This window comes from Kitasatospora sp. NPDC058478 (assembly GCF_042720345.1).
In the GTDB taxonomy this organism is placed as follows: domain Bacteria; phylum Actinomycetota; class Actinomycetes; order Streptomycetales; family Streptomycetaceae; genus Kitasatospora.
In genome coordinates, this window is record NZ_JBHXML010000011.1 from 121,300 (window position 1) to 141,224 (window position 19,925).

20 protein-coding genes and 1 rRNA gene are annotated in these 19,925 nt (G+C 72.7%); 15 read left to right on the forward strand and 6 right to left on the reverse strand.

The genetic code is table 11. From position 1 onward, the window contains the following. Positions 1 to 9 precede the first annotated feature (9 nt). The 3 genes from ACFWPT_RS08930 (at position 10) to ACFWPT_RS08940 (ending at position 2,547) form a co-directional block, all read left to right on the forward strand. Positions 10 to 609, forward strand: coding sequence for a DUF5998 family protein (locus tag ACFWPT_RS08930; RefSeq protein ID WP_063349374.1), 600 nt, complete (start codon positions 10 to 12; stop codon positions 607 to 609). Positions 610 to 644: 35 nt separating this feature from the next. Continuing rightward, positions 645 to 1,832 carry an alkaline phosphatase family protein gene (locus ACFWPT_RS08935; protein WP_063349375.1) on the forward strand — a complete coding sequence of 396 codons (1,188 nt, stop codon included), beginning with the start codon at positions 645 to 647 and terminating at the stop codon, positions 1,830 to 1,832. A 61-nt stretch (positions 1,833 to 1,893) separates the two neighbouring features. Next, complete coding sequence (locus ACFWPT_RS08940; RefSeq protein ID WP_063349376.1) at positions 1,894 to 2,547, forward strand: thymidine kinase; 654 nt, start codon at positions 1,894 to 1,896, stop codon at positions 2,545 to 2,547. 17 nt (positions 2,548 to 2,564) lie between these two features. Here the strand turns inward: ACFWPT_RS08940 and ACFWPT_RS08945 are convergent, their stop codons facing one another. Further along, positions 2,565 to 3,305 carry a VOC family protein gene (locus ACFWPT_RS08945; RefSeq protein ID WP_380480695.1) on the reverse strand — a complete coding sequence of 247 codons (741 nt, stop codon included), beginning with the start codon at positions 3,303 to 3,305 and terminating at the stop codon, positions 2,565 to 2,567. Between the two features lie 182 nt (positions 3,306 to 3,487). Here ACFWPT_RS08945 and ACFWPT_RS08950 point away from each other — a divergent pair, with 182 nt between their 5' ends. After that, positions 3,488 to 4,363, forward strand: a complete 876-nt coding sequence (locus ACFWPT_RS08950; protein ID WP_063351414.1) for a sulfurtransferase — start codon at positions 3,488 to 3,490, stop codon at positions 4,361 to 4,363. A 91-nt stretch (positions 4,364 to 4,454) separates the two neighbouring features. On the opposite strand, the gene sepH is transcribed toward ACFWPT_RS08950, so the two are convergent. Then, a complete protein-coding gene (gene sepH, locus ACFWPT_RS08955) occupies positions 4,455 to 5,531 on the reverse strand; it encodes a septation protein SepH (RefSeq protein ID WP_380480676.1) in 1,077 nt (358 codons plus the stop codon). A 517-nt stretch (positions 5,532 to 6,048) separates the two neighbouring features. Between sepH and ACFWPT_RS08960 the strand changes: the two genes are divergently transcribed. Then, positions 6,049 to 6,933 (forward strand): hypothetical protein, encoded by an 885-nt coding sequence (locus tag ACFWPT_RS08960; RefSeq protein ID WP_380480678.1) that lies wholly within the window; start codon positions 6,049 to 6,051, stop codon positions 6,931 to 6,933. Here the strand turns inward: ACFWPT_RS08960 and ACFWPT_RS08965 are convergent, their stop codons facing one another. Together ACFWPT_RS08965 and ACFWPT_RS08970 are read right to left on the reverse strand one after the other, a co-directional pair. Beyond that, a complete protein-coding gene (locus tag ACFWPT_RS08965) occupies positions 6,934 to 8,256 on the reverse strand; it encodes a D-arabinono-1,4-lactone oxidase (RefSeq protein ID WP_380480680.1) in 1,323 nt (440 codons plus the stop codon). Between the two features lie 104 nt (positions 8,257 to 8,360). Then, positions 8,361 to 9,617: an MFS transporter gene (locus tag ACFWPT_RS08970; protein ID WP_063349381.1), complete on the reverse strand. Its 1,257-nt coding sequence runs from the start codon at positions 9,615 to 9,617 to the stop codon at positions 8,361 to 8,363. A gap of 127 nt (positions 9,618 to 9,744) precedes the next feature. Between ACFWPT_RS08970 and ACFWPT_RS08975 the strand changes: the two genes are divergently transcribed. Beyond that, positions 9,745 to 10,902: a ferrochelatase gene (locus ACFWPT_RS08975; RefSeq protein ID WP_380480682.1), complete on the forward strand. Its 1,158-nt coding sequence runs from the start codon at positions 9,745 to 9,747 to the stop codon at positions 10,900 to 10,902. Between the two features lie 33 nt (positions 10,903 to 10,935). Beyond that, entirely contained in the window at positions 10,936 to 11,754 is an 819-nt protein-coding gene (locus ACFWPT_RS08980; RefSeq protein WP_380480684.1) for an inositol monophosphatase family protein, read from the forward strand. A gap of 141 nt (positions 11,755 to 11,895) precedes the next feature. Here ACFWPT_RS08980 and ACFWPT_RS08985 read toward each other — a convergent pair whose 3' ends face one another. Further along, positions 11,896 to 12,081: a hypothetical protein gene (locus ACFWPT_RS08985; RefSeq protein WP_030057688.1), complete on the reverse strand. Its 186-nt coding sequence runs from the start codon at positions 12,079 to 12,081 to the stop codon at positions 11,896 to 11,898. Between the two features lie 442 nt (positions 12,082 to 12,523). Between ACFWPT_RS08985 and ACFWPT_RS08990 the strand changes: the two genes are divergently transcribed. The 4 genes from ACFWPT_RS08990 (at position 12,524) to ACFWPT_RS09005 (ending at position 16,581) form a co-directional block, all read left to right on the forward strand. Next, on the forward strand, positions 12,524 to 13,177 hold the full coding sequence (locus ACFWPT_RS08990; RefSeq protein WP_063349384.1) for a response regulator transcription factor: 654 nt from the start codon (positions 12,524 to 12,526) through the stop codon (positions 13,175 to 13,177). A gap of 123 nt (positions 13,178 to 13,300) precedes the next feature. Continuing rightward, positions 13,301 to 14,584 carry a cell wall metabolism sensor histidine kinase WalK gene (locus ACFWPT_RS08995; protein ID WP_063349385.1) on the forward strand — a complete coding sequence of 428 codons (1,284 nt, stop codon included), beginning with the start codon at positions 13,301 to 13,303 and terminating at the stop codon, positions 14,582 to 14,584. A 240-nt stretch (positions 14,585 to 14,824) separates the two neighbouring features. Further along, on the forward strand, positions 14,825 to 15,808 hold the full coding sequence (locus ACFWPT_RS09000; protein ID WP_063349386.1) for an acyl-ACP desaturase: 984 nt from the start codon (positions 14,825 to 14,827) through the stop codon (positions 15,806 to 15,808). Between the two features lie 473 nt (positions 15,809 to 16,281). Next, on the forward strand, positions 16,282 to 16,581 hold the full coding sequence (locus ACFWPT_RS09005) for a DUF4193 domain-containing protein (protein WP_030057692.1): 300 nt from the start codon (positions 16,282 to 16,284) through the stop codon (positions 16,579 to 16,581). A 306-nt stretch (positions 16,582 to 16,887) separates the two neighbouring features. Here the strand turns inward: ACFWPT_RS09005 and ACFWPT_RS09010 are convergent, their stop codons facing one another. Next, a complete protein-coding gene (locus ACFWPT_RS09010; RefSeq protein ID WP_063349387.1) occupies positions 16,888 to 17,337 on the reverse strand; it encodes a DUF3093 domain-containing protein in 450 nt (149 codons plus the stop codon). Positions 17,338 to 17,472: 135 nt separating this feature from the next. On the opposite strand from ACFWPT_RS09010, the gene ACFWPT_RS09015 reads away from it, so the two are divergent. From ACFWPT_RS09015 to ACFWPT_RS09030, 4 genes are all read left to right on the forward strand, one after another. After that, positions 17,473 to 18,051, forward strand: a complete 579-nt coding sequence (locus tag ACFWPT_RS09015; protein WP_063351415.1) for a PaaI family thioesterase — start codon at positions 17,473 to 17,475, stop codon at positions 18,049 to 18,051. Next, positions 18,048 to 18,515: a dUTP diphosphatase gene (gene dut, locus ACFWPT_RS09020; protein ID WP_350880049.1), complete on the forward strand. Its 468-nt coding sequence runs from the start codon at positions 18,048 to 18,050 to the stop codon at positions 18,513 to 18,515. The genes ACFWPT_RS09015 and dut overlap by 4 nt, the downstream gene beginning before the upstream one ends. Before the next feature lie 69 nt (positions 18,516 to 18,584). Next, positions 18,585 to 19,391, forward strand: coding sequence for a DUF3710 domain-containing protein (locus ACFWPT_RS09025; protein ID WP_380480687.1), 807 nt, complete (start codon positions 18,585 to 18,587; stop codon positions 19,389 to 19,391). Between the two features lie 442 nt (positions 19,392 to 19,833). Beyond that, positions 19,834 to 19,925: ribosomal RNA gene (locus ACFWPT_RS09030) — 16S ribosomal RNA — on the forward strand; the annotation flags it as partial.

The following is a 19,925-nucleotide window of genomic DNA, read 5'->3' on the forward strand; positions in this document are numbered from 1 at the left end:
GATGGAGTTATGGCGAAGACCGGTACCACCAGCACTCAGGACCTGCGCTCGGCGATCGAGCGCAGCGGTTACTACCCGGCCCTGGTGTCCGAGGCGGTCGAGGCCGCGGTGGGCCCGGAGCCGATCAGCTCCTACCTGGTGCACCAGGAGACGACCTTCGACGCCAACGAGGTGCGTCGGCACGTGACGGTGCTGGTGCTGACCCCGACGCGGTTCGTGGTGAGCCACACCGACGAGCAGTCGGGGGACGCGGGCAGTCCGGCGGTGCCGTTCGCGACGACGTCGACGGAGAGTGTCCGGCTGGACCGGATCGGTTCGGTCGTGCTGAGCCGGATGGTCGCGAACCCGGAGACGTACACGCCGGGGACGCTGCCGCGCGAGGTGGTGCTGACGATCGGCTGGGGTGCGGTGCAGCGGCTGGACCTGGAGCCCGCGGGCTGTTCGGACCCGAACTGCGAGGCTGACCACGGCTACACGGGTTCGGCGACGGCTGACGATCTCTCACTGCGGGTGAGCGAGGCCGGTGACGGCCCGGAGACGGTGGCCCAGGCACTGGTGTTCGCCCGCGCGCTCTCCGACGCGACGATCAGCAACGGCCCGCGGGTCTGAGCGCCGCCGCCTTCGACTGCTACGAATCCGGTTTCATGTCCTTCGCACCTTCCGGCGGCTTCGACGCCTTCGAGATCCTCGACCCGGCCGCGGCTCCCGCGCCCCCGTACGGCAGCGGTTCGCTCTGCGACCTGTTGCCCTCGGTGGCGGCGGGCCTGGGCGTTCCGGGTTTCACCGCGACCCTGCCGATCGCCCCGGCGGACCGGGTGGTGGTGTTCCTGGTGGACGGCCTGGGCTGGGAGCTGCTGCTGCGGCACCCGGAGTACGCGCCGTTCCTGTCCTCGCTGGCCGGGAGTTCGATGGGTGGTTCGGGCCGCCCGCTGACCGCCGGTTTCCCGTCGACCACGGCGACCTCGCTGGCCTCGGTCGGCACCGGCACCCCGCCGGGGCTGCACGGTCTGGCCGGGTACACGGTCGCGGTGCCGGGCGCCGGTTATCTGATGAACCAGCTGCGTTGGCAGCCGCACACCGACCCGCACGTCTGGCAGCCGTACCCGACGGTCTTCGAGCGGACGGACGCCGCCGGGGTGGCGACCGCGCAGGTGTCCTCCCCGCTGTTCTCGCAGACGCCGCTGACCAGGGTGGCGCTGTCCGGCGGCACCTTCCTGGGCCGGACCACGGGCGAGGAGCGGATGGACCTGGCGGCCTCCTGGCTGGCCGAGCACGACCGGGCGCTGGTCTACACGTACGTCAGCGAGCTGGACGGTGCGGGCCACCGCTTCGGGGTGGACTCGGACGAGTGGCGGATGACCCTGGACGCGGTGGACCGGCTGGCCCGCCGGCTGGCCGAGCGGCTGCCGCCGCGGTCGGCGATGTACGTGACCGCCGACCACGGCATGATCGACATCGCGCCGGAGGACCGGATCGACTTCGACGAGGACTGGGAGCTGGGCGCCGGAGTGGCCCTGCTGGGCGGCGAGGGCCGGGCCCGGCACGTGTACGCGGTGCCCGGTGCGGCGGCCGACGTGTTCGCGGTCTGGAGCGAGGTGCTGGGCGACCGGATGTGGGTGGCCACCCGGGACCAGGCGATCGCGGCGGGCTGGTTCGGTCCGGTCGTGGACGAGCGGGTGTACGGGCGGATCGGCGACGTGGTGGCCGCGGCGCGGGACGACATCGCGATCACCGCCTCCCGCAACGAGCCGGGCGAGTCCGCGATGATCGGTCTGCACGGTTCGATGACCCCGGTCGAGCAGTTCGTGCCGCTGCTCGAAGTTCGCGGCTGAGCCAGGTCCTTGACTCTTCTGTGCCCGAACTCCCCTGATGTGAAAGGCCTTTGCTCCACCCATGGCTGAACTGGTGTTCTTCTCGGGCACGATGGACTGCGGCAAGTCGACGCTGGCGCTGCAGATGGACCACAACCACTCCGCCCGCGGCCGGCAGGGCCTCATCCTGACCCGCCACGACCGGGCCGGTGCAGCGACCATCTCCAGCAGGCTGGGCCTGCGGGCGGACGCGGTCGAGGTGACGGACGACTTCGACTTCCACGCGTACGTGGTGCACCGGCTCTCGGCGGGCGGCCGGGTGGACTACCTGATCTGCGACGAGGCGCAGTTCTTCGCCGCCGAGCAGGTCGACCAGTTGGCCCGGGTGGTGGACGAACTCGACATCGACGCCTACACGTTCGGGATCACCACGGACTTCCGCACCCGGCTTTTCCCCGGCTCCCAGCGGCTGATCGAGCTGGCCGACCGGGTGGAGGTGCTCCAGGTCGAGGCGCTGTGCTGGTGCGGTGCGCGGGCGACGCACAACGCCCGGACGGTGGGCGGGGTGATGGTGGTCGAGGGCGCCCAGGTGGTGGTCGGCGACATCTCGGTGAACGAGGACGAGGTCGGGTACGAGGTGCTCTGCCGCCGGCACCACCGCCGCCGGCTGACCGCCGCTACGGCCCGGGCCTCGGTGCTCTCCCCGGACGTGCTGCCCTTCGAGCAGCAGGTCTGAGTCCTGTCCTGGGCGCGCTAGCGGAGTTCCAGCACCGAGAAGTGCCCGCCCTGCGGGTCGGACAGCCGGGCGGCGCGGCCGCGGGCGGTGTCGTGCGGTGGGACCAGGACGCGGCCGCCGAGTCCGACGGCGTGCCGGGCGGTGGCGTCGGCGTCGCGGACGGCGAAGTGGACCCGCCAGCGGGGCGGATGGCCGCGCAGTTCGGCGCGGTGCCGGATGCCGGCGACCGGTTGCCCGTGCACGAGTAGCGCGGACTCGTCGTCGGCGTGCCGGACGGGGCGGTCGAGTACGGCGGTGTAGAAGGCGACGGCGCCGTCGGTGTCGGGGGTGAGCAGTTCGGTCCAGGCCGGTCCGCCGGGTTCGGGCCCGGCCTCCCGGCCGGTGTGCTCCTCGCCCTGCCAGAGGCCGAAGACGGCGCCGGAGACGTCGGCGGCGATGGCCATCCGCCCGGCGCGTTCGGCCTGGAGCGGCCCGACGGCCACGGTTCCGCCGCAGGAGCGCACCAGTTGGGCGGTGTGGTCGGCGTCGTCGACGGCGAAGTAGGTGGTCCACTGCACCGGGAAGCCGGTGGCGGTGGAGACGCCGAGGCCGGCGACCGGTGCCCCGTCGAGTTCGGCGCGGACGTAGGTGCCGAGCTGGCCGGGGCCCGGGGTGTAGGTCCAGCCGAGCAGGTCGGCGTAGAACGCGCGGGCGCCGGCCAGGTCGTCGGTCAGCAGGCTGACCCAGCAGGGGGTGCCCTGGGCCAGTCGGAGTTCCACCGCGGGCAATGCGGGCCTCCTCATGGGTGGTTGGCGCAATGGGTGGTTGGCGCACGGAAATCCTCGCGCGCGAGGGTGATGCTTCCACTCTGGCGCGCGTCGAACCCTCGGGCCGCGCGGAAATTCCGGCAAAGAGCGCACAAAGAGCGGCGGGGTGGCGGCGCTGCGCGACAATGGCCGCCATGACCACCTACAACGACGGTTCCCCGCTGATCTCCGCGGCCGGGCTGGCGCAGGCGCTCGCCTCCGCGCGCCCGCCGGTGCTGTTGGACGTGCGCTACCGGCTGGTCGGTGCCGCGCAGTCCGGCCCGACCGCCGTCGAGGAGTACCGGGCCGGGCACCTGCCCGGCGCCCGCTTCGTCGATCTGGACCGGGACCTCGCGGCCCCGCCGGGCGCCCCCGGCCGGGGCGGCCGCCACCCGCTGCCGGACCCGGAGGAGTTCGGCGCGGCGATGCGCCGCCTGGGGGTGGACTCCGACCGCCCGGTGGTGGTGTACGACGGCGCGGCCTCGCTGGCGGCGGCCCGCGCCTGGTGGCTGCTGCGCTGGGCCGGGCACCGGGACGTCCGGGTGCTGGACGGCGGGTACGCGGCCTGGTCGGCGGCCGGACTGCCGGTGACGGCGGAGGTTCCGGCGCCGGCGGAGGGTGATTTCAAGCCGGTCCCGGGGCAGTTGCCCGTGGTGGACGCGGACGGCGCGGCGGCCTGGGCGCGCGGTGCGCTGCTGCTGGACGCCCGGGCGGGGGACCGCTACCGGGGCGAGAGCGAGCCGGTGGACCCGCGCGCCGGGCACATCCCGGGCGCGGTGTCGGCGCCGACGGCCGAGAACGTGGCGGCCGACGGGCGGTTCAGGTCGGCCGCGGAGCTGACGGCGCGGTTCCGCGCGCTGGGCGCGGGTGAGCGGGAGACGGCGGTCTACTGCGGCTCGGGAGTGACGGCGGCGCACCAGATCCTGGCGCTGGAGGTGGCGGGCCTGCCGGCGACGCTGTACCCGGGGTCGTGGAGCGAGTGGTCGAGCGACGAGGCCCGCCCGGTGGCGGTGACCGACCAGCCGGGCTGAGCGGGGGAACGTTCTCAGACAGGGTTTCCCGACGTGCACAAAGTGATACAGGGCGCCGGCTCAGCCGGCGCCCTGTATCACTCTGCTTCTGCTAATCCTGCTTCTTGCGCCGGCTGCCGAAGACGATCTCGTCCCAGCTGGGCACGGTGGCCCGGCGGCCGGGCCGGACGCCGTCCGCCTCGGCCTGGCGGTCGGTGGTGCCGACCAGGCGCTCGCGGTGCGGGGCGACGGCCCGCGGCATCAGGATGTCGGCGTAGGCCGAGCCCGCGCCGACCGCCGGTGCGGCGGCCGCGGCCGCCTCCTCGCTCTCCTCGGCGACCTCTGCGGGCACCGGTTCGATCGGGGCGGGGCCGACGGCGAGGTCGCCGCGGAAGGCGGGGACCACGTCGAGCAGGCTGGTCAGGGAGTCCCTGGACTCGGCGGTGGCCTCGCGGGACTCGCGGACTTCGCGGGCGGACATGATGCGGTCGGCGGAGGGCCGGTCGATCATCGGGCGGGGCGGCCGGTCCTGGGGGAGCCGGGCGATCCGCGGGATGAATGGGAAGACCGACTCCTCCTCGCGCTCGACGTTCTCGCCGATCAGCGCGCGGGCCTCGTCGTCGTTGGGCTGGACCAGGCGCCGGGGCGGGTCGTACGTCCAGGAGGCGCTGCGGCCCTCGTCGTCGGCACGGTAGGCGAGGATGACCTCCCAGGTGCCGTCGTCGCGCCGCCAGGAGTCCCAGCGTTCGGTGTCCTTCTCGGCGCCGCGCAGCGCGAGCCGCTCGGCGACGGCCTCGCCGAGCTGGGGCCCGGTGGATTCGCCGTTGCGGCGGATGGCGGTCTTGCGGGCGCGTTCGGCCATGAAGGCGCGCTCGGCGAGGACCGGACCCTCGAAGCGGCGGACCCGGTCGACGGAGATGCCGGCGGCCTGGGCGACCTCCTCGGCGGAGGCACCGGCTCGTATCCGGGCCTGGATGTCCCGGGGCCGCAGATGGCTCTCGACCTCGATCTCGATCTGGCCGAGGCGCGGACGATCCCCGCGGATGGCGGCGCGCAGCCGCTCGTCGATGGGAAGGGTGTACTCCGTGCTGTCGGCAGCCTTGAGCACCAGCCGTGTGCCGTCGTTGCTGACGGCCACAACCCGCAGTTCGGGCACGGTTACCTCCCGGGTGGTGCCTGCCGACGTCACCTGCGTCGCTGCTCCCGTACTGAGTGTGGCCTGCCCACTCGCGACTGGCCACAACCTTGCTGAGTTCCCCGGCGTGTCGGGCATACGCCCGGTCACGCCGCTGTGGCACGGTTGCCTTTTTGCCACGCCATCCGTCGACGTCGCGCCTGGGTGCCCCGGCCGTCCTCGCACGCGGAGTGTTCGCGACGGTCCGGGACGGGCGTCGCCGTGCGTGCCTGTTCCGTGGCTCTTCGTCAATCTGCCGGTGTGGGCGCAGTCGACAAGTCGACCCAAGGCTCAGGCTTTACGAACAGTACTCCATTCGTGGCATCCGAAGGGGCGGCTCGCCGCTCAAGTCTCCCGCGATTCACGGGAATCTCAAGAGTGCATGCCTCCAACGGCGGACCACCGGCGGGTGAACGGTGATCATCTTCACATATATCGGGGCCGGAGAACCGCATTTTCGTCCCTTGTGTCCTTCTTTGGGCAAGATGGAGTGACTTGTTCGAGGAACAGTCGTACGGACCGAGGGATGTTGATGCCGGAGCGGAGCCCCGCCGAGGAGGGCGGCAAGAAGGAGCGCAAGCGGATCGATCTGAGTGTGGCTCAGGTCGCGGCGAGTGCGCTGGCCACGGTGGTGGGGGCGCTGTTCGCCTCCGAACTCGGCGTGTACGGAACGATCCTGGGTGCGGCGGTGGTCAGTGTCGGGGCCACCACCGGCGGTGCGGTGTTCCAGCACATCTTCCGGCGTACCGGCGAGCAGCTGCGTGAGGCGGTGGTGGACCGGGGGCCCGGCCACGCCGTGAACGGGCTGCGCCAGGTGCCGGAGCGCCCGGTGGAGCCGGCGCCGTCGGCGATCTCCTCGGAGTGGAACGAGCCGCAGGTGGTCCGGGCGCGTCGGCGGTGGACCTGGAAGACCTACGCGGCCGTGTCGGGGCTGGTGTTCGTGGTGGCGATGACGCCGATCCTGGCGTTCGAACTGGCCACCGGGCAGCCGGTGTCGGCGACGGTGAAGGGCGAGTCGGGCAACGGCACCTCCTTCGGCGGCGTGGTGAGCCCGAAGTCCCCCTCCCTGCGGGAGGCGCCGCCGACGGAGCGGCCCTCCACCGGCGGCGGGCACGGCTCGGAGCCCTCGCCGTCCGGCGGTGCCTCGGCCCCGGCGACGACGCGGCCGAGCCGGGAGCCGAGTACGGGCCCGAGCACGAGCCCGAGCGGTGGGACCGGTGGGCACGGCGGCGGTACGGCCTCGCCCTCGGCGGGCCCGAGCGCGACGCCGTCGGCCGGTTCGTCGCCGACCGCGGACGGCGGGAAGCCCTCCGGCACCTCCGGCGGGGCGAGCCCGCAGCCGCCGGTGCCGAGCAACGCCCCCGCCTCCGTGGCCCCGCCGCAGCCCGCGGCGCCGACCCAGGGCGCCACCCCGTGATCAGGCGCCGAGGACCCGGCGCAGGTAGTCGTTGCCGAACACGCGCTGCGGGTCGACCTCGTCGCGCAGGGCGGTGAAGTCGCCGAAGTGCGGGTAGGCGCCGGACAGGTACTCGGCGTCCCGGGTGTGCAGCTTGCCCCAGTGCGGGCGGCCCTGGTGGGCGCACATCAGCTGTTCGACGCCGGTGAAGTAGCCCTGGTCGGCGGTGCCCCGGTAGAGGTGGACGGCGATGTAGGCGCTGTCCCGCCCGGAGGCGGTGGAGAGCCAGAGGTCGTCGGCGGGGGCGAAGCGCACCTCCACCGGGAAGCCGACCTTCCAGTCGGAGCGCTCGACCAGGGCCTTCAGTTCGCGCAGCACCCCGGCGACGGCCGCGCGCGGCACCGCGTACTCCATCTCCACGAAGCGCACCTTGCGCGGGCTGGTGAACACCCGGTGCGCGGTGTCGGTGTAGCTGCGGTCGGACCAGGCGCGGCTGGCCAGTGAGGCGATGGCGGGGATGCTGGCGGGGAAGCGCCGGCCGACCCGGCAGGCGCCCTCCCAGACGGTGTTGGAGAGGAAGTCGTCCTCCAGCCACTCCTTGAACCGGGGCAGCGGGGCGGCCGGGCCCTGGCTGCGGTTGTTGCGCTTGGTGGCGCAGCGGTCGGTGTGCGGGAACCAGTAGAACTCGAAGTGCTCGTTGACCGCGGTGAGGTCGTCCAGCCGTTCCAGCACCTCGTCGAAGGCCATCGGCTGCTCGTGCGCGGTGAGCAGGAAGGCCGGCTCGACGGCGAAGGTCAGGGCGGTGATCACGCCGAGGGCGCCGAGGCCGAGCCGGGCGCCCTGGAAGAGCCGGGGGTGCTCGGTGGGGGAGCAGCGCCGGACGCTGCCGTCGGCGAGGACGATCTCCAGGGCGCGGATCTGGGCGGCGAGCGAGCCGGAGTCGCGGCCGGTGCCGTGGGTGCCGGTGCTGGTGGCGCCGGCCACGGTCTGCACCTCGATGTCGCCCATGTTGGTGAGGGAGAGGCCCTCGGCGGCGAGGATCCGGTTGAGCCGGGCGAGCGGGAGGCCGGACTCGACGGTGATGGTGCCGGCCTCGCGGTCGATCTCGCGGACGGCGGTGAGCGCGTGCGGGCGGAGCAGGACGCCGTCGCCGGCGGAGGCGATCGAGGTGAAGGAGTGGCCGGAGCCGACGGCCTTGACGGTGCGGCCCTGTTCGGCGGCGCGCAGGATCTCCTTGGCCAGTTCCTCCGCGGTGCCGGGGGTGGCGGCCCGGGCGGGCCGGGCGCTCTGGTTCCCGGCCCAGTTGGTCCACCGGGTGGGGGTCGCGGTACTGGCCTGGGGCATGGCGCCGCCTCCTGCTCCGTGGCCGACCGGGGTCGGCGCGGTCCGGGGCGGTGGGGGCCGCCCTACCCGCGGGTAGGCCCGCGGGTAGGGAGAGATTAGTCAGTTCACCGTTCGAGGTCTACGGTCTGTTCGGCCGCTTCGGCGGGCTCGTCGACGGCGAGTCCGGCGCGCAGCCGGCCCAGTCCGGCGAGCGCGGTGACCACGCCGAAGACCCCGGCGGTCAGGGGCACCCAGTAGCCCGCGGCGGAGCCGGCGGCGTCCACCACCCAGCCGCCGGCGGAGGAGCCGACGGCGACGCCGAGGGCGAGCCCGGTGGTCGTCCAGGTCATGCCCTCGGTCAGCTGGGCGGCCGGGACGAGCCGTTCGACCAGGGCCATCGCGGTGATCAGGGTGGGGGAGATGGCGATGCCCGCGATCAGCAGCGCGCCGCCGACCGCGATCAGCCCGCCGACTCCGCGTACCGACTCGGCGACCAGCAGCAGCGGCGCCATGCTGAGCGCCATGAACAGGACGCCGGCGAAGAAGCGGCCGGCCATCGAGCCGGTGAGCTTGAGGGTGCCGAACACCACGCCGGCCAGGCAGGAGCCGAGCGCCCACAGCGCGAGGATCACGCTGGCGATGGACTTGTGCCCCTGGGTTTCGGAGTAGGCGACGGTGACGACCTCGACCGAGCCGAAGATCGCGCCGGTGGCGACGAAGGTGAGGATCAGCACCTGGAGGCCGCGGTTGAGGATCACCGAGCCGCCGGCGTGCCGGGCGCCCGGGTGGACCGGCGGTTCGGTGGCGCGCTGCCCGGCGAACAGCAGGACGCCGACGGCGAGGAAGACCCCGGCGAGCAGGACGCCGGCCTCGGGGAAGACGGAGGTGGCCAGGCCGATGGAGAGGATCGGGCCGACGATGAAGCAGACCTCGTCGACGACGGCCTCGAAGGAGTACGCGGTGTGCAGCTTGGGGGCGTCGTCGCGGTACAGGTGGGCCCAGCGGGCGCGGACCATCGCGCCGGTGCTCGGCATGACGCCCATGCCGGCCGCGAAGACGAAGAGCGTCCAGTCCGGCGCCTTGAACCGGGCGCACAGCAGCAGGCCGACCACGGCGACGATGGTGAGCGCCATGGCCGGGACGATTATTCGGCGCTGCCCGTGCCGGTCCACCAGCCGGGAGACCTGCGGGCCGAGCAGCGCGGCGGAGATCGCCAGGGTCGCCGACACCAGGCCCGCCACCCCGTAGGAGCCTCTCAGCTGGGAGAGCATGGTCACGATGCCGATGCCGGTCATGGAGATCGGCAGTCGGGAGACGAAGCCGGTGGAGGAGAAGGCCAGACTGCCGGGGGAGGCGAATATCTGGCGGTAGCTGGACAGCACGGGAGCTCCGCGGGGGTAAGGAACGAGGCTGGCGAACACAGCTTACGTACCTTGGCAAACAGTATTTTCCGGACATCCTCGCAGCCCCGGCGGGGGTCTCCGGCCCCTCAATGGCAGGATCGGTGCCATGTCCGACGCGCGCAAACCCTCACCGTCCGGCGCCGCCCCGGCAGCGCCGCAGCCGTACGACGCCCTGCTGCTGCTCTCCTTCGGCGGGCCCGAGGCCCCCGAGGACGTCGTCCCGTTCCTGGAGAACGTGACCCGGGGCCGCGGCATCCCCAAGGAGCGGCTGAAGGAGGTCGGCAAGCACTACTTCCTGTTCGGCGGGGTCAGCCCGATCAACGAGCAGAACCGCGAACTGCTCGCCGCGCTGCGCAAGGACTTCGCCGAGCACGGCCTGGACCTGCCGGTCTACTGGGGCAACCGGAACTGGGCGCCCTACCTGGTGGACACCCTGCGCGAACTGGCCGCCGACGGCCACCGCCGCGTCGCCGTCCTCGCCACCAGCGCCTACGCCGGCTTCTCGGGCTGCCGCCAGTACCGGGAGAACCTGGCCGACGCGCTGGCCGCCCTCGCCGCGGAGGGCCTGCCCGAGCTGCGGGTCGACAAGCTGCGGCACTTCTACAACCACCCCGGGTTCGTCGAGCCGATGGTCGACGCCACCCTGGCCGCCCTGGCGCGGCTGCCCGAGGACGTCCGGGCCGGCGCCCGGCTGGCGTTCACCACCCACTCCATCCCGGACGCCATGGCCGAGACCTCCGGCGCCCCGGACGACCCGGCCCGCGGCCGCCCCGGCGGCGCGTACGTCGCCCAGCACCTGGACGTCGCCCGGCTGATCGCCGAGGCCGTCGCCGAACGCACCGGCGTCGCGGACCGGCCCTGGGAGCTGGTGTTCCAGAGCCGCAGCGGCGCCCCGCACACGCCGTGGCTGGAACCGGACATCTGCGACCACCTGGAGGCCCGGCACGCCGACGGCGCGCCCGCCGTGGTGATGGTCCCGATCGGCTTCGTCTCCGACCACATGGAGGTCAAGTACGACCTCGACACCGAGGCCGTCGCCAAGGCCGCCGAACTCGGCCTGCCGGTGGCCCGCGCCGCCACCGTCGGCGCCGACCCGCGGTTCACCGCCGCGGTGCGCGAACTGGTCCTGGAGCGGGCCGCCGCCGAGCGCGGCGAGCCGGTGACCCGCTGCGCCCTCGGCGCGCTCGGCCCCAGCCACGACGTGTGCGCGGTGGCCTGCTGCCCCAACCCGCGAGCCCCCCGCCCGGCCGCCGCCGAGCGCTGACCGCCCGTCCCGTTCCCCCCGGAGGAGAGACCCGTGCCCACCCCCGCCCTGCCCGACGACCGGCTCCTCGACGACCTGCTGGAGGTCGCCCTGGACGCGGCCCGGCAGTCCGGCGCCCTGCTGCGCGACGGCCGGCCCGCCGACCTCGGTGTGGCCGGCACCAAGAGCAGTCCGGTCGACGTGGTGACCGAGATGGACCTCGCCTCCGAGAAGCTCGTCCTGGAACTGATCACCGAGCGCCGCCCCGAGGACGGCTACCTCGGCGAGGAGGGCGCCGAGCGGCCCGGCACCAGCGGGGTGCGCTGGGTCGTCGACCCGCTCGACGGCACGGTCAACTACCTGTACGGGCTGCCCTCCTGGGCGGTCAGCGTGGCCGCCGAGCTGGACGGCCGGGCGGTCGTCGGCGTGGTGTACGCGCCGGCCCGCGGCGAGCTGTTCCACGCCGTCCTCGGGCGCGGCGCCCAGCTCGACGGCCGGCCGCTCTCCACCCGCCCGGCCCCGCCGTGGGGCCAGGCGCTGATCGGCACCGGCTTCAACTACGTCCAGTCGGTGCGGACCCGCCAGGCCGAGGTGCTGCTGTCCCTGATGCCCGAGGTGCGGGACATCCGCCGGGGCGGGGCCGCCGCGGTGGACCTGTGCGACGTCGCCGCCGGGCGGCTGGACGGCTACTACGAGCGCGGCCTCGCCCCCTGGGACCGCGCGGCCGGCTGCCTGATCGCCGCCGAGGCCGGGGCCCTGGTCGGCGGCCGCCCCGGGCACGGCCCGGACGGCGAGCTGACCGTGGCCGCCGCCCCGGGCGTGTATCAGCCGTTGCAGGAGCGGCTGGCCGCGCTGCGCGCCTGGGCGGACTGAAGGCATTTCCTGGGCCCTTGGACGGCCCTGGACAGCGAAGAGCCCTGGCATACGGGGGATGCCAGGGCCTGGGGTTTTCGCACGACCCCCGCAGGGCCGCTGGTGCCGGAGGTCCGGCGTCGGGTCGGAAGGTCGGGTGGATCAGGCGGCGGTGCGGTGGCGCTCCAGCACGGTGTCCACGCCGTGCTCGGCGGCGAGCCGGCGGAGGTCGTCCAGCTCGGACTGCTCCACCTCGGCGAGGAACTCGTCCCCGGCCTCGATCGCGCGGTGCAGATCCTGCTCGGCGTTGGCTATGCGCTGCAGGATTCCGGCCTTGAAGGCGTCCATACGGGCCCCCTTACTGTGTCGGACGTGCACGGTCGTACGTTCTCCGCCCCGAGGAGGTGTGGCCAGCGGCAGCGCCCCGTCCGGCAGGTCGTGGATCTCCGGTCGAGCGCGGAGACGGCCTTCGGCCGCTCCCGGTGACGTCCCAGCCCCAGGGCCGGCGCGGATGAACGCACGGCGGGTGGGTGCGATCGGCCAACAGCCAGATCGCGGGTGTGAAGCTGTCCTCCCCGCCGGGGAGATGGGGAAACCTTCCGGCCCGAGAAAGTTGCCTGTGTCACAGTCCAACCGGACTGGTCCCGGCACGAACGGTCATCACCCGCTGCCAACGCTCCGTGCCTGGGCGGCAGCTTATCGCTGCTTTACCGGCGGACCAGGCAGGATGGAGGCACCGTCGGAGCCGCGCGTCCGCTTCCGGGGCCGGCCTGGAGAAGGGACAACGATCGTGCGGGTTCTCGTCGTCGAGGACGAGCAGTTGCTCGCCGAGGCTGTCGCCACCGGCCTGCGCCGCGAGGCGATGGCCGTCGACGTGGTGTACGACGGGGAGGCCGCGCTCCAGCGCATCGCGGTCAACGACTACGACGTCGTGGTCCTGGACCGCGACCTCCCGCTGGTCCACGGCGACGACGTCTGCCGCAAGGTGGTCGAACAGGGCCTGGCCACCCGGGTGATCATGCTGACCGCCTCCGGTGACATCAGCGACCGGGTCGAGGGCCTGGAGATCGGCGCGGACGACTACCTTCCGAAGCCGTTCGCCTTCAGCGAACTCGTCGCCCGGGTAAGGGCGCTGGGCCGCCGCGCGACCGTCCCGCTGCCCCCGGTGCTGGAGCGGGCCGGCATCTCGCTCGACCCGGGCCGCCGCGAGGTGATCCGCGAGGGCCGCACCGTCCAGCTCGCCCCCAAGGAGTTCGCCGTCCTGGAGGTGCTGATGCGGGCCGGCGGCGCCGTCGTCTCCGCCGAGCAGCTGCTGGAGAAGGCCTGGGACGAGCACACCGACCCGTTCACCAACGTCGTGCGCGTCACCGTGATGACGCTGCGCCGCAAGCTCGGCGACCCGCCGGTGATCGTCACCGTCCCGGGCTCCGGCTACCGGATCTGACCGGATCCGCCGGACCACCTGACCGGATCCGAGCGGACCGGACCGGACCGGATCCGTTCGCCGGGCCCGGTCGGACTCCACCCACCCCGCGCCCGCCCCGGCGGACGCCCCGAGAGGACCATCATGACCACCCCGCCCCCGGCCGGCGGGCCCTCCGGCGCGCCCGCCGGCGGCCCGCGCGCCGTACCGCCCAAGCCCCAGCACCCCCCGCGCGCGCCCCAGCCCGGTCGCTACACCCCCGGCGACGGCATGCTCGCCTGGCTGCCCTTCCGGCCGACCATCCGGATGCGGCTCACCCTGCTCTACGGCGGCATGTTCCTGATGGCCGGCGTGGTCCTGCTGCTGCTGATGTACGTGTTCTTCCAGGACGCCGTGAACAACCTGGCGCCGCGCACGTTCCAGTTCGACGGCAGCCTGCGGGTCAACGGCGTCCCGATGAACAGCGCGCAGTTCAACCAGGAGCAGGCCGGCGACTACCTGCTGCGCTCCAACTCGGCGCTCAACACCCTGCTGCGCAAGTCGCTCACGATGCTGGTCTGCCTCGCCGTGATCGCCTTCGCGGCCGGCTACGCGCTGGCCGGCCGGGTGCTGCGCCCGCTCGGCCGGATCACCCGCACCGCCCGCGACGTCGCCTCCTCCGACCTGCACCGGCGGATCGAGCTGGACGGGCCGGACGACGAGCTCAAGGAACTCGCCGACACCTTCGACGACATGCTGGACCGGCTCGACCGGTCCTTCGACTCCCAGCGCCGCTTCGTCGCCAACGCCTCGCACGAACTGCGCACCCCGCTGGCGATCAACCGCACCCTGCTGGAGGTCCAGCTCTCCGACCCGGCCGCCTCGCCCGACCTCCAGCAGCTCGGCAAGACCCTGCTGGCCACCAACGAGCGCAGCGAACAGCTGGTGGAGGGCCTGCTGCTGCTCGCCCGCAGCGAGAACGAGCTGACCGACCGCCGCCCGGTGGAGCTCTCCGAGGTGGCCACCCGCGCCCTGGAGCAGACCAGGGCCGAGGCGGACCGGCGCGAGGTCGAGCTGCGCTCCAAGCTCGCTCCGGCCGTGGTCGCGGGCAACGGCGTGCTGCTGGAGCGGCTGGCGCTCAACCTGCTGCAGAACGCCGTCCGGTACAACACCCCCGGCGGCTGGGTCGAGCTGGCCACCGCCGAGGTGCCCGGCGGCGGCGAGCTGGTGGTGTCCAACACCGGCCCGGTGGTGCCCGGCTACGAGCTGGAGCACATCTTCGAGCCGTTCCGCCGGGTCAAGGGCGCCGACCGCACCCGCAGCGACAAGGGGGTCGGGCTCGGCCTGTCCATCGTCCGCTCGGTGGTGCGCGCCCACGGTGGCACCATCGAGGCCACTGCGCGCGCCGGTGGCGGCCTCACCATGCGGGTCCGGATCCCCAACCCCTGACCCTGCCCGCCGGGCCCCTCCCGGCCCCGCCGCGCCCTCCCCGCCGCCGCGCTCCGTAAGCGACCGTTCACCGCCGCCCCCGTCAGGCCCGTCAAGACGACATAAGGCCTGGCGGGGGCGGCTTGTCATTTCCTGCCCGAGCAACTTACGGTGTCGTAACCTACGGAACCGTAAGTGCGTCCGCAGACGTGCCCGCCCAACGCGCCCGTCCCGCGCGTGCCGTCCCCCAGGAGCAAGACCGTGACCATCGCCCCTGTGCAGAGCAGCGCCTCCCTCGGATCGACCGGCTGGACCGACGCCCGGCTGATCCTGGCCCTCGAAGAGGTCGTGGAGAAGGAGCTCAACCGCCACCTCGCCGTGGCCAAGGAGTGGATGCCGCACGAGTTCGTGCCGTGGAGCCAGGGCCGCGACTTCGACGGGGTGCTGGGCGGCGACGCCTGGGCCGTCGAGCAGTCCCAGGTGACGCCGCTCGGCCGGGTGTCGCTGGTGGTGAACCTGCTGACCGAGGACAACCTCCCCAGCTACCACCACGAGATCGCCAGCATGTTCGGCCGCGAGGGCGCCTGGGGCACCTGGGTGCACCGCTGGACCGCCGAGGAGGGCCGGCACGGGATAGCCATTCGCGACTTCCTGCTCGCCACCCGGGCCGTCGACCCGGTGGAGCTGGAGCGGGCCCGGATGAGCCACATGTCCGAGGGCTTCGAGTCCGACAACGCGCACAGCATGCTGCAGTCGGTCGCGTACGTGGCCTTCCAGGAGCTCGCCACCCGCATCTCGCACCGCAACACCGGCAAGTACGCCGGCGACCCGCTCTGCGACCAGCTGCTGGCGAAGATCGCCAACGACGAGAACCTCCACATGGTCTTCTACCGGAACCTGCTGAAGGCCGCCCTGGAGATCGCCCCCGACCAGGCCATGCGGGCCGTGGCCGACGTGGTCACCGACTTCCGGATGCCCGGCCACGGCATCCCCGGCTTCGAGCGGGCCGCCGCGCAGATCGCCCTCGGCGGGGTCTACAACCTGCGCATCCACCACGACGACGTGCTGCAGCCGGTGCTGCGCCACCTGCGCGTGATGGAGATCGGCGGCCTCGGCCCGGAGGGCCAGCTGGCGCAGAACGAGCTCGGCGTCTTCCTGGACGGGCTGGACGGCCAGGCGCGCAAGTTCGAGGAGCGCCAGGCCGCGATCCTGGCCCGCCGGGCCGCGCGCAGGAGCGCCGACTAGGGTGTTCGGCGGAGCAGTCGAAGTGGGTGGATTTTCCGTGGTTTGCCCTGGAAGATTCTGAACGTGACCAAGCTCACATCGTGTCGCTCCGTGACTTCACCCGACCTCGGAGAGTGATCATCCGAGCTGGGGTGCCGATCGCAGTCCGTGACCGGATTTCGGGTCAGTACCCGGCCGGATGATTGGTCGGCACCCCAGGTGGGCAAGGGAATGGACGAGCGTCAGCGCGGCCCGTGCTCACTGTGAGTGGCCGCCGAGCGGATGCTGGAGGAGGCTGGCGATGGCCCAGCGTGAGGCCTCCCGCAGCCTGGTGGATCACCCCAACGGACCCCTGGCTGAGTGTCGATTGAGTAACAGGGCTTGAAGTAAGGCAAAATCTCCGCCTCGGGTCGGGCACAAGACCGACCCCCCATGCGTTACGTGCGCTGGAGATACCGCACACACCGCACAAACCCGGAGGGGGAGAGCGAACAATGGCAACGGACTACGACACCCCACGCAAGACCGACGACGAGCTCAACGAAGACAGCATCGAGGAACTCAAGGCTCGGCGGAACGACAAGGGCGGCGGCTCTGTCGACGTCGACGAGTTCGACGCGGCCGAGGGCATGGAGCTCCCGGGCGCAGACCTCTCGAACGAGGAGCTCGCGGTCCGGGTGCTGCCGAAGCAGGCCGACGAGTTCACCTGCATGAGCTGCTTCCTGGTGCACCACCGCAGTCAGCTGTACAGCGAGAAGAACGGCAACCCGATCTGCCGGGACTGCGGCGCCTGAGCACCGCGGCGGACAGGGCCCGGCACCCGCGGCTTCCGCGGGGCCGGCACAGCGCCCCTTCCGGCCCCGGGCAGCGGGGCCGGACGGCAGGTCCGGGAGTCGTCCTGACGGACGGCACCGGGAGGACGGAGTCGGCCATGAGCACGTCGGCCGGCACAAAGTCGTAGGGACGGTCCCGCATCAGCGGAACCGTCCCTCTCCGTTTTTCGGGCCTGTGCGCGTCCGGGGCTGCCCCCGGGCGTGCGCGGGTCCCTCCGCCAGGTGCTGTCCGGCAGGATCGGCCGGAGAGCCCCTGGGCGCGGGCCCCTAGGTGCGGGCGCCGCGACGGGCCTCCTCCAGCGCCTCCGCCAGCTTCATCGGCGAGCGGGTCGACAGGTAGAGGTAGGGCGTCGGGTCGGACGGGTCGGTCACCTCGATCCGCAGCGCCGTCGGGACGTAGCTGCGCAGCAGCATGAAGGCGCGCGGGTTGGCCTTCGGCCCGCGCCAGGCCACCGCCTCGGCGGGGCTCAGCGGGTGCGCGGTGCCCAGGGCGTCCACCGGGATCCGGGCCGGCCCGGCCACCAGTGAGCCCTGCACCACGCGGATCCGGACCGAGCCGTAGCTGCTGATCGCGACCGCGCCGGCGGCGATGCCGACCACCAGCCCGACCAGCGCGGCCAGACCGCCGACCCGCAGCAGGATCAGGGCGAGCGTGAGCCCGGTCGCGACCGGGAGCAGCCACCAGGAGCGCGGCACCGTGAGGCGTTCGTCGTACATGCCCCCATTGTGGGCGCCCTGACGCCGGCACCGGGACGCCACCCCCACCGGCCGCGCGCCTACCCCTGGGTAGGCTGGGGCCCCGTGACCGGTTCGACCACCCCCACCGCCCCCGCCGACCGGCCGGCGCCCGCGCTGCCGCCGTCCCCGACCACCCCGCCGCCGGACGCCGTACTGCCGCCGCGCGCCCCCGAGGCGCCCGCCCCCGGCACCCGGCTCGGCTCCCACTACGAGCACTGCTTCGGCTGCGGACCGCAACACCCCGGCGGGCTGCGGATCGACGCGGTCGCCGGCGAGGGACTCGACGTCACCGCCGAGTTCGCCGTCCGGGACGTCCACCAGGGCGGCCCGGGCCTGGCCCACGGCGGAGTGCTGACCACCGCCATGGACGAGACCCTCGGCACGCTCAACTGGCTGCTGCACGCCCCCGCCGTCACCGGCCGGCTGGAGACCGACTTCCTCTGCCCCGTCCCGGTCGACTCGGTGCTGCACCTGCGCGCCTGGGTCACCGGCGTCCACGGCCGCAAGATCTACAGCGCCGCCGAGGCGCGCATCGGCGGCCCCGACGGACCGGTCGCGGTGCGGGCGCAGGCGCTCTTCATCCAGGTGAAGCTGGAACACTTCACCACGCACGGTCGTCCCGAGGACATCGAGAAGGTCCTCGACGACCCGGATCTGATGAAGCGCGCACGAGCCTTTGAGGTGAACCCTTGAGCAACACCCCCCGCCCGCCGCTGGACGTCCTGATCAGGCGCATCGACCCCGAGTTGCCGCTGCCCGCCTACGCGCAGCCCGGCGACGCGGGAGCCGATCTGCGCACCACCGTGGACGCCGAGCTGGCCCCCGGTGAGCGGGCCGTCCTGCCCACCGGCATCGCGATCGCCCTCCCGGACGGCTACGCGGCCTTCGTCCACCCCCGGTCCGGGCTGGCAGCTCGTTGCGGAGTTGCCCTCGTGAACGCCCCGGGGACGGTCGATGCCGGGTACCGTGGAGAGATCAAGGTGATCGTCGTCAATCTGGACCCGCGCGAGGGGGTCAGCTTCCGCCGAGGGGACCGGATCGCCCAGCTGGTGATCCAGCAGGTCGAGAAGGCCCGTTTCCACGAGGTGGCCGAGCTGCCTGGGTCGGCACGTGCCGAGGGCGGGTTCGGGTCGACCGGCGGCCACGCCGCGGTCTAGCATTCCCGCGGCCTCGCAGGAAGCCGAGCAGGTATTCGCATCGGTCTTGGACCGGGAAGGACAGTGACCGTGTTCCGTCGTCGCCAGAAGAGCGAGGACGCTGTCGAGCAGCTCGCCGACGACGCCATCAGCGCCGACGAGACGGCCGATGACGTCGAAGGTTCCGCCGAGAGCGAGAACGTGACCGAGCTGGACCCGTCCGACAAGGTCGGCCTGCCGCCGGCCCCGCGGCCGGACGGTCCGTGGGACCACTCCGAGCTGGAGAACCCCGAGGAGGGGCGGGTGGACCTCGGGGGTCTGCTGGTCCCCGGTGTCGAGGGCATGGAGTTGCGGGTGGAGGTCGCCGGTGACGCGATCGTCGCCGCGACCCTGGTCCTCGGCAACAGCGCCATCCAGCTGCAGGCCTTCGCCGCTCCCAAGTCGGAGGGCATCTGGGGGGAGGTCCGCGAGGAGATCGCCAACGGCATCACCGCGCAGGGCGGCCTCATCGAGGAGGAGGAGGGCCCGCTCGGCTGGCACCTCCGCGCGCAGGTTCCGGTGCAGCTGCCGGACGGCACCCAGGGCGTACAGCTGGTGCGCTTCGTCGGTTGCGACGGCCCGCGCTGGTTCCTGCGCGGTGTGATCTCGGGCCAGGCCGCCGTGCAGCCGGAAATGGCCGGGATCCTGGAGCAGGTCTTCCAGCAGACGGTCGTCGTCCGGGGCGAGAGCCCGATGGCGCCCCGCGACCCGATCGTGCTGAAGCTCCCCGAGGACGCCCAGATGGTCGCCGACGGCGGCGGTGCGGCTGCGGCTGCGACCGGCGAGGGCGACAACCGTTTCGGCGGCGCGGCCCTCGACCCGTTCGCCCGCGGTCCGGAGATCACCGAGGTCCGCTGACCTGGTCCGTGTCGCACTGATCGCCCCTGCCCGGGACCCCGGGCAGGGGCGATTTGCATGTGGCGGGCCTGTCCCCGTACAGTTCCGGAGTCGCCGCGAGAGAGCGGGGGCAAGCGGAAAGCGAATTCCGATGAATGAAACTCCGGAAAACGGAGCGGAAAACATCTGATAAGCTTGAGACACGAAAGAACGAAGCGCCCGGAGGGCCCGCTGGAAGGCGGTCCGAAGGAAGTGTCCGTTCCTTGAGAACTCAACAGCGTGCCAAAAGTCAACGCCAGATATGTTGACATCCCCGGCCTCAGATTCTTCTGGGGTTGGAGATTCCTTTTGAAGTAAAACACTAGCGAGGACGCAGTGCGCGGGACCGCCCTATTCCGGTGGTTGCCGTGCCGCTCAACGCGGGTGCCGCCCGGTGCTTTTAATTAAGTACTGTGGGTAGACATTCACGGAGAGTTTGATCCTGGCTCAGGACGAACGCTGGCGGCGTGCTTAACACATGCAAGTCGAACGGTGAAGCCCTTCGGGGTGGATCAG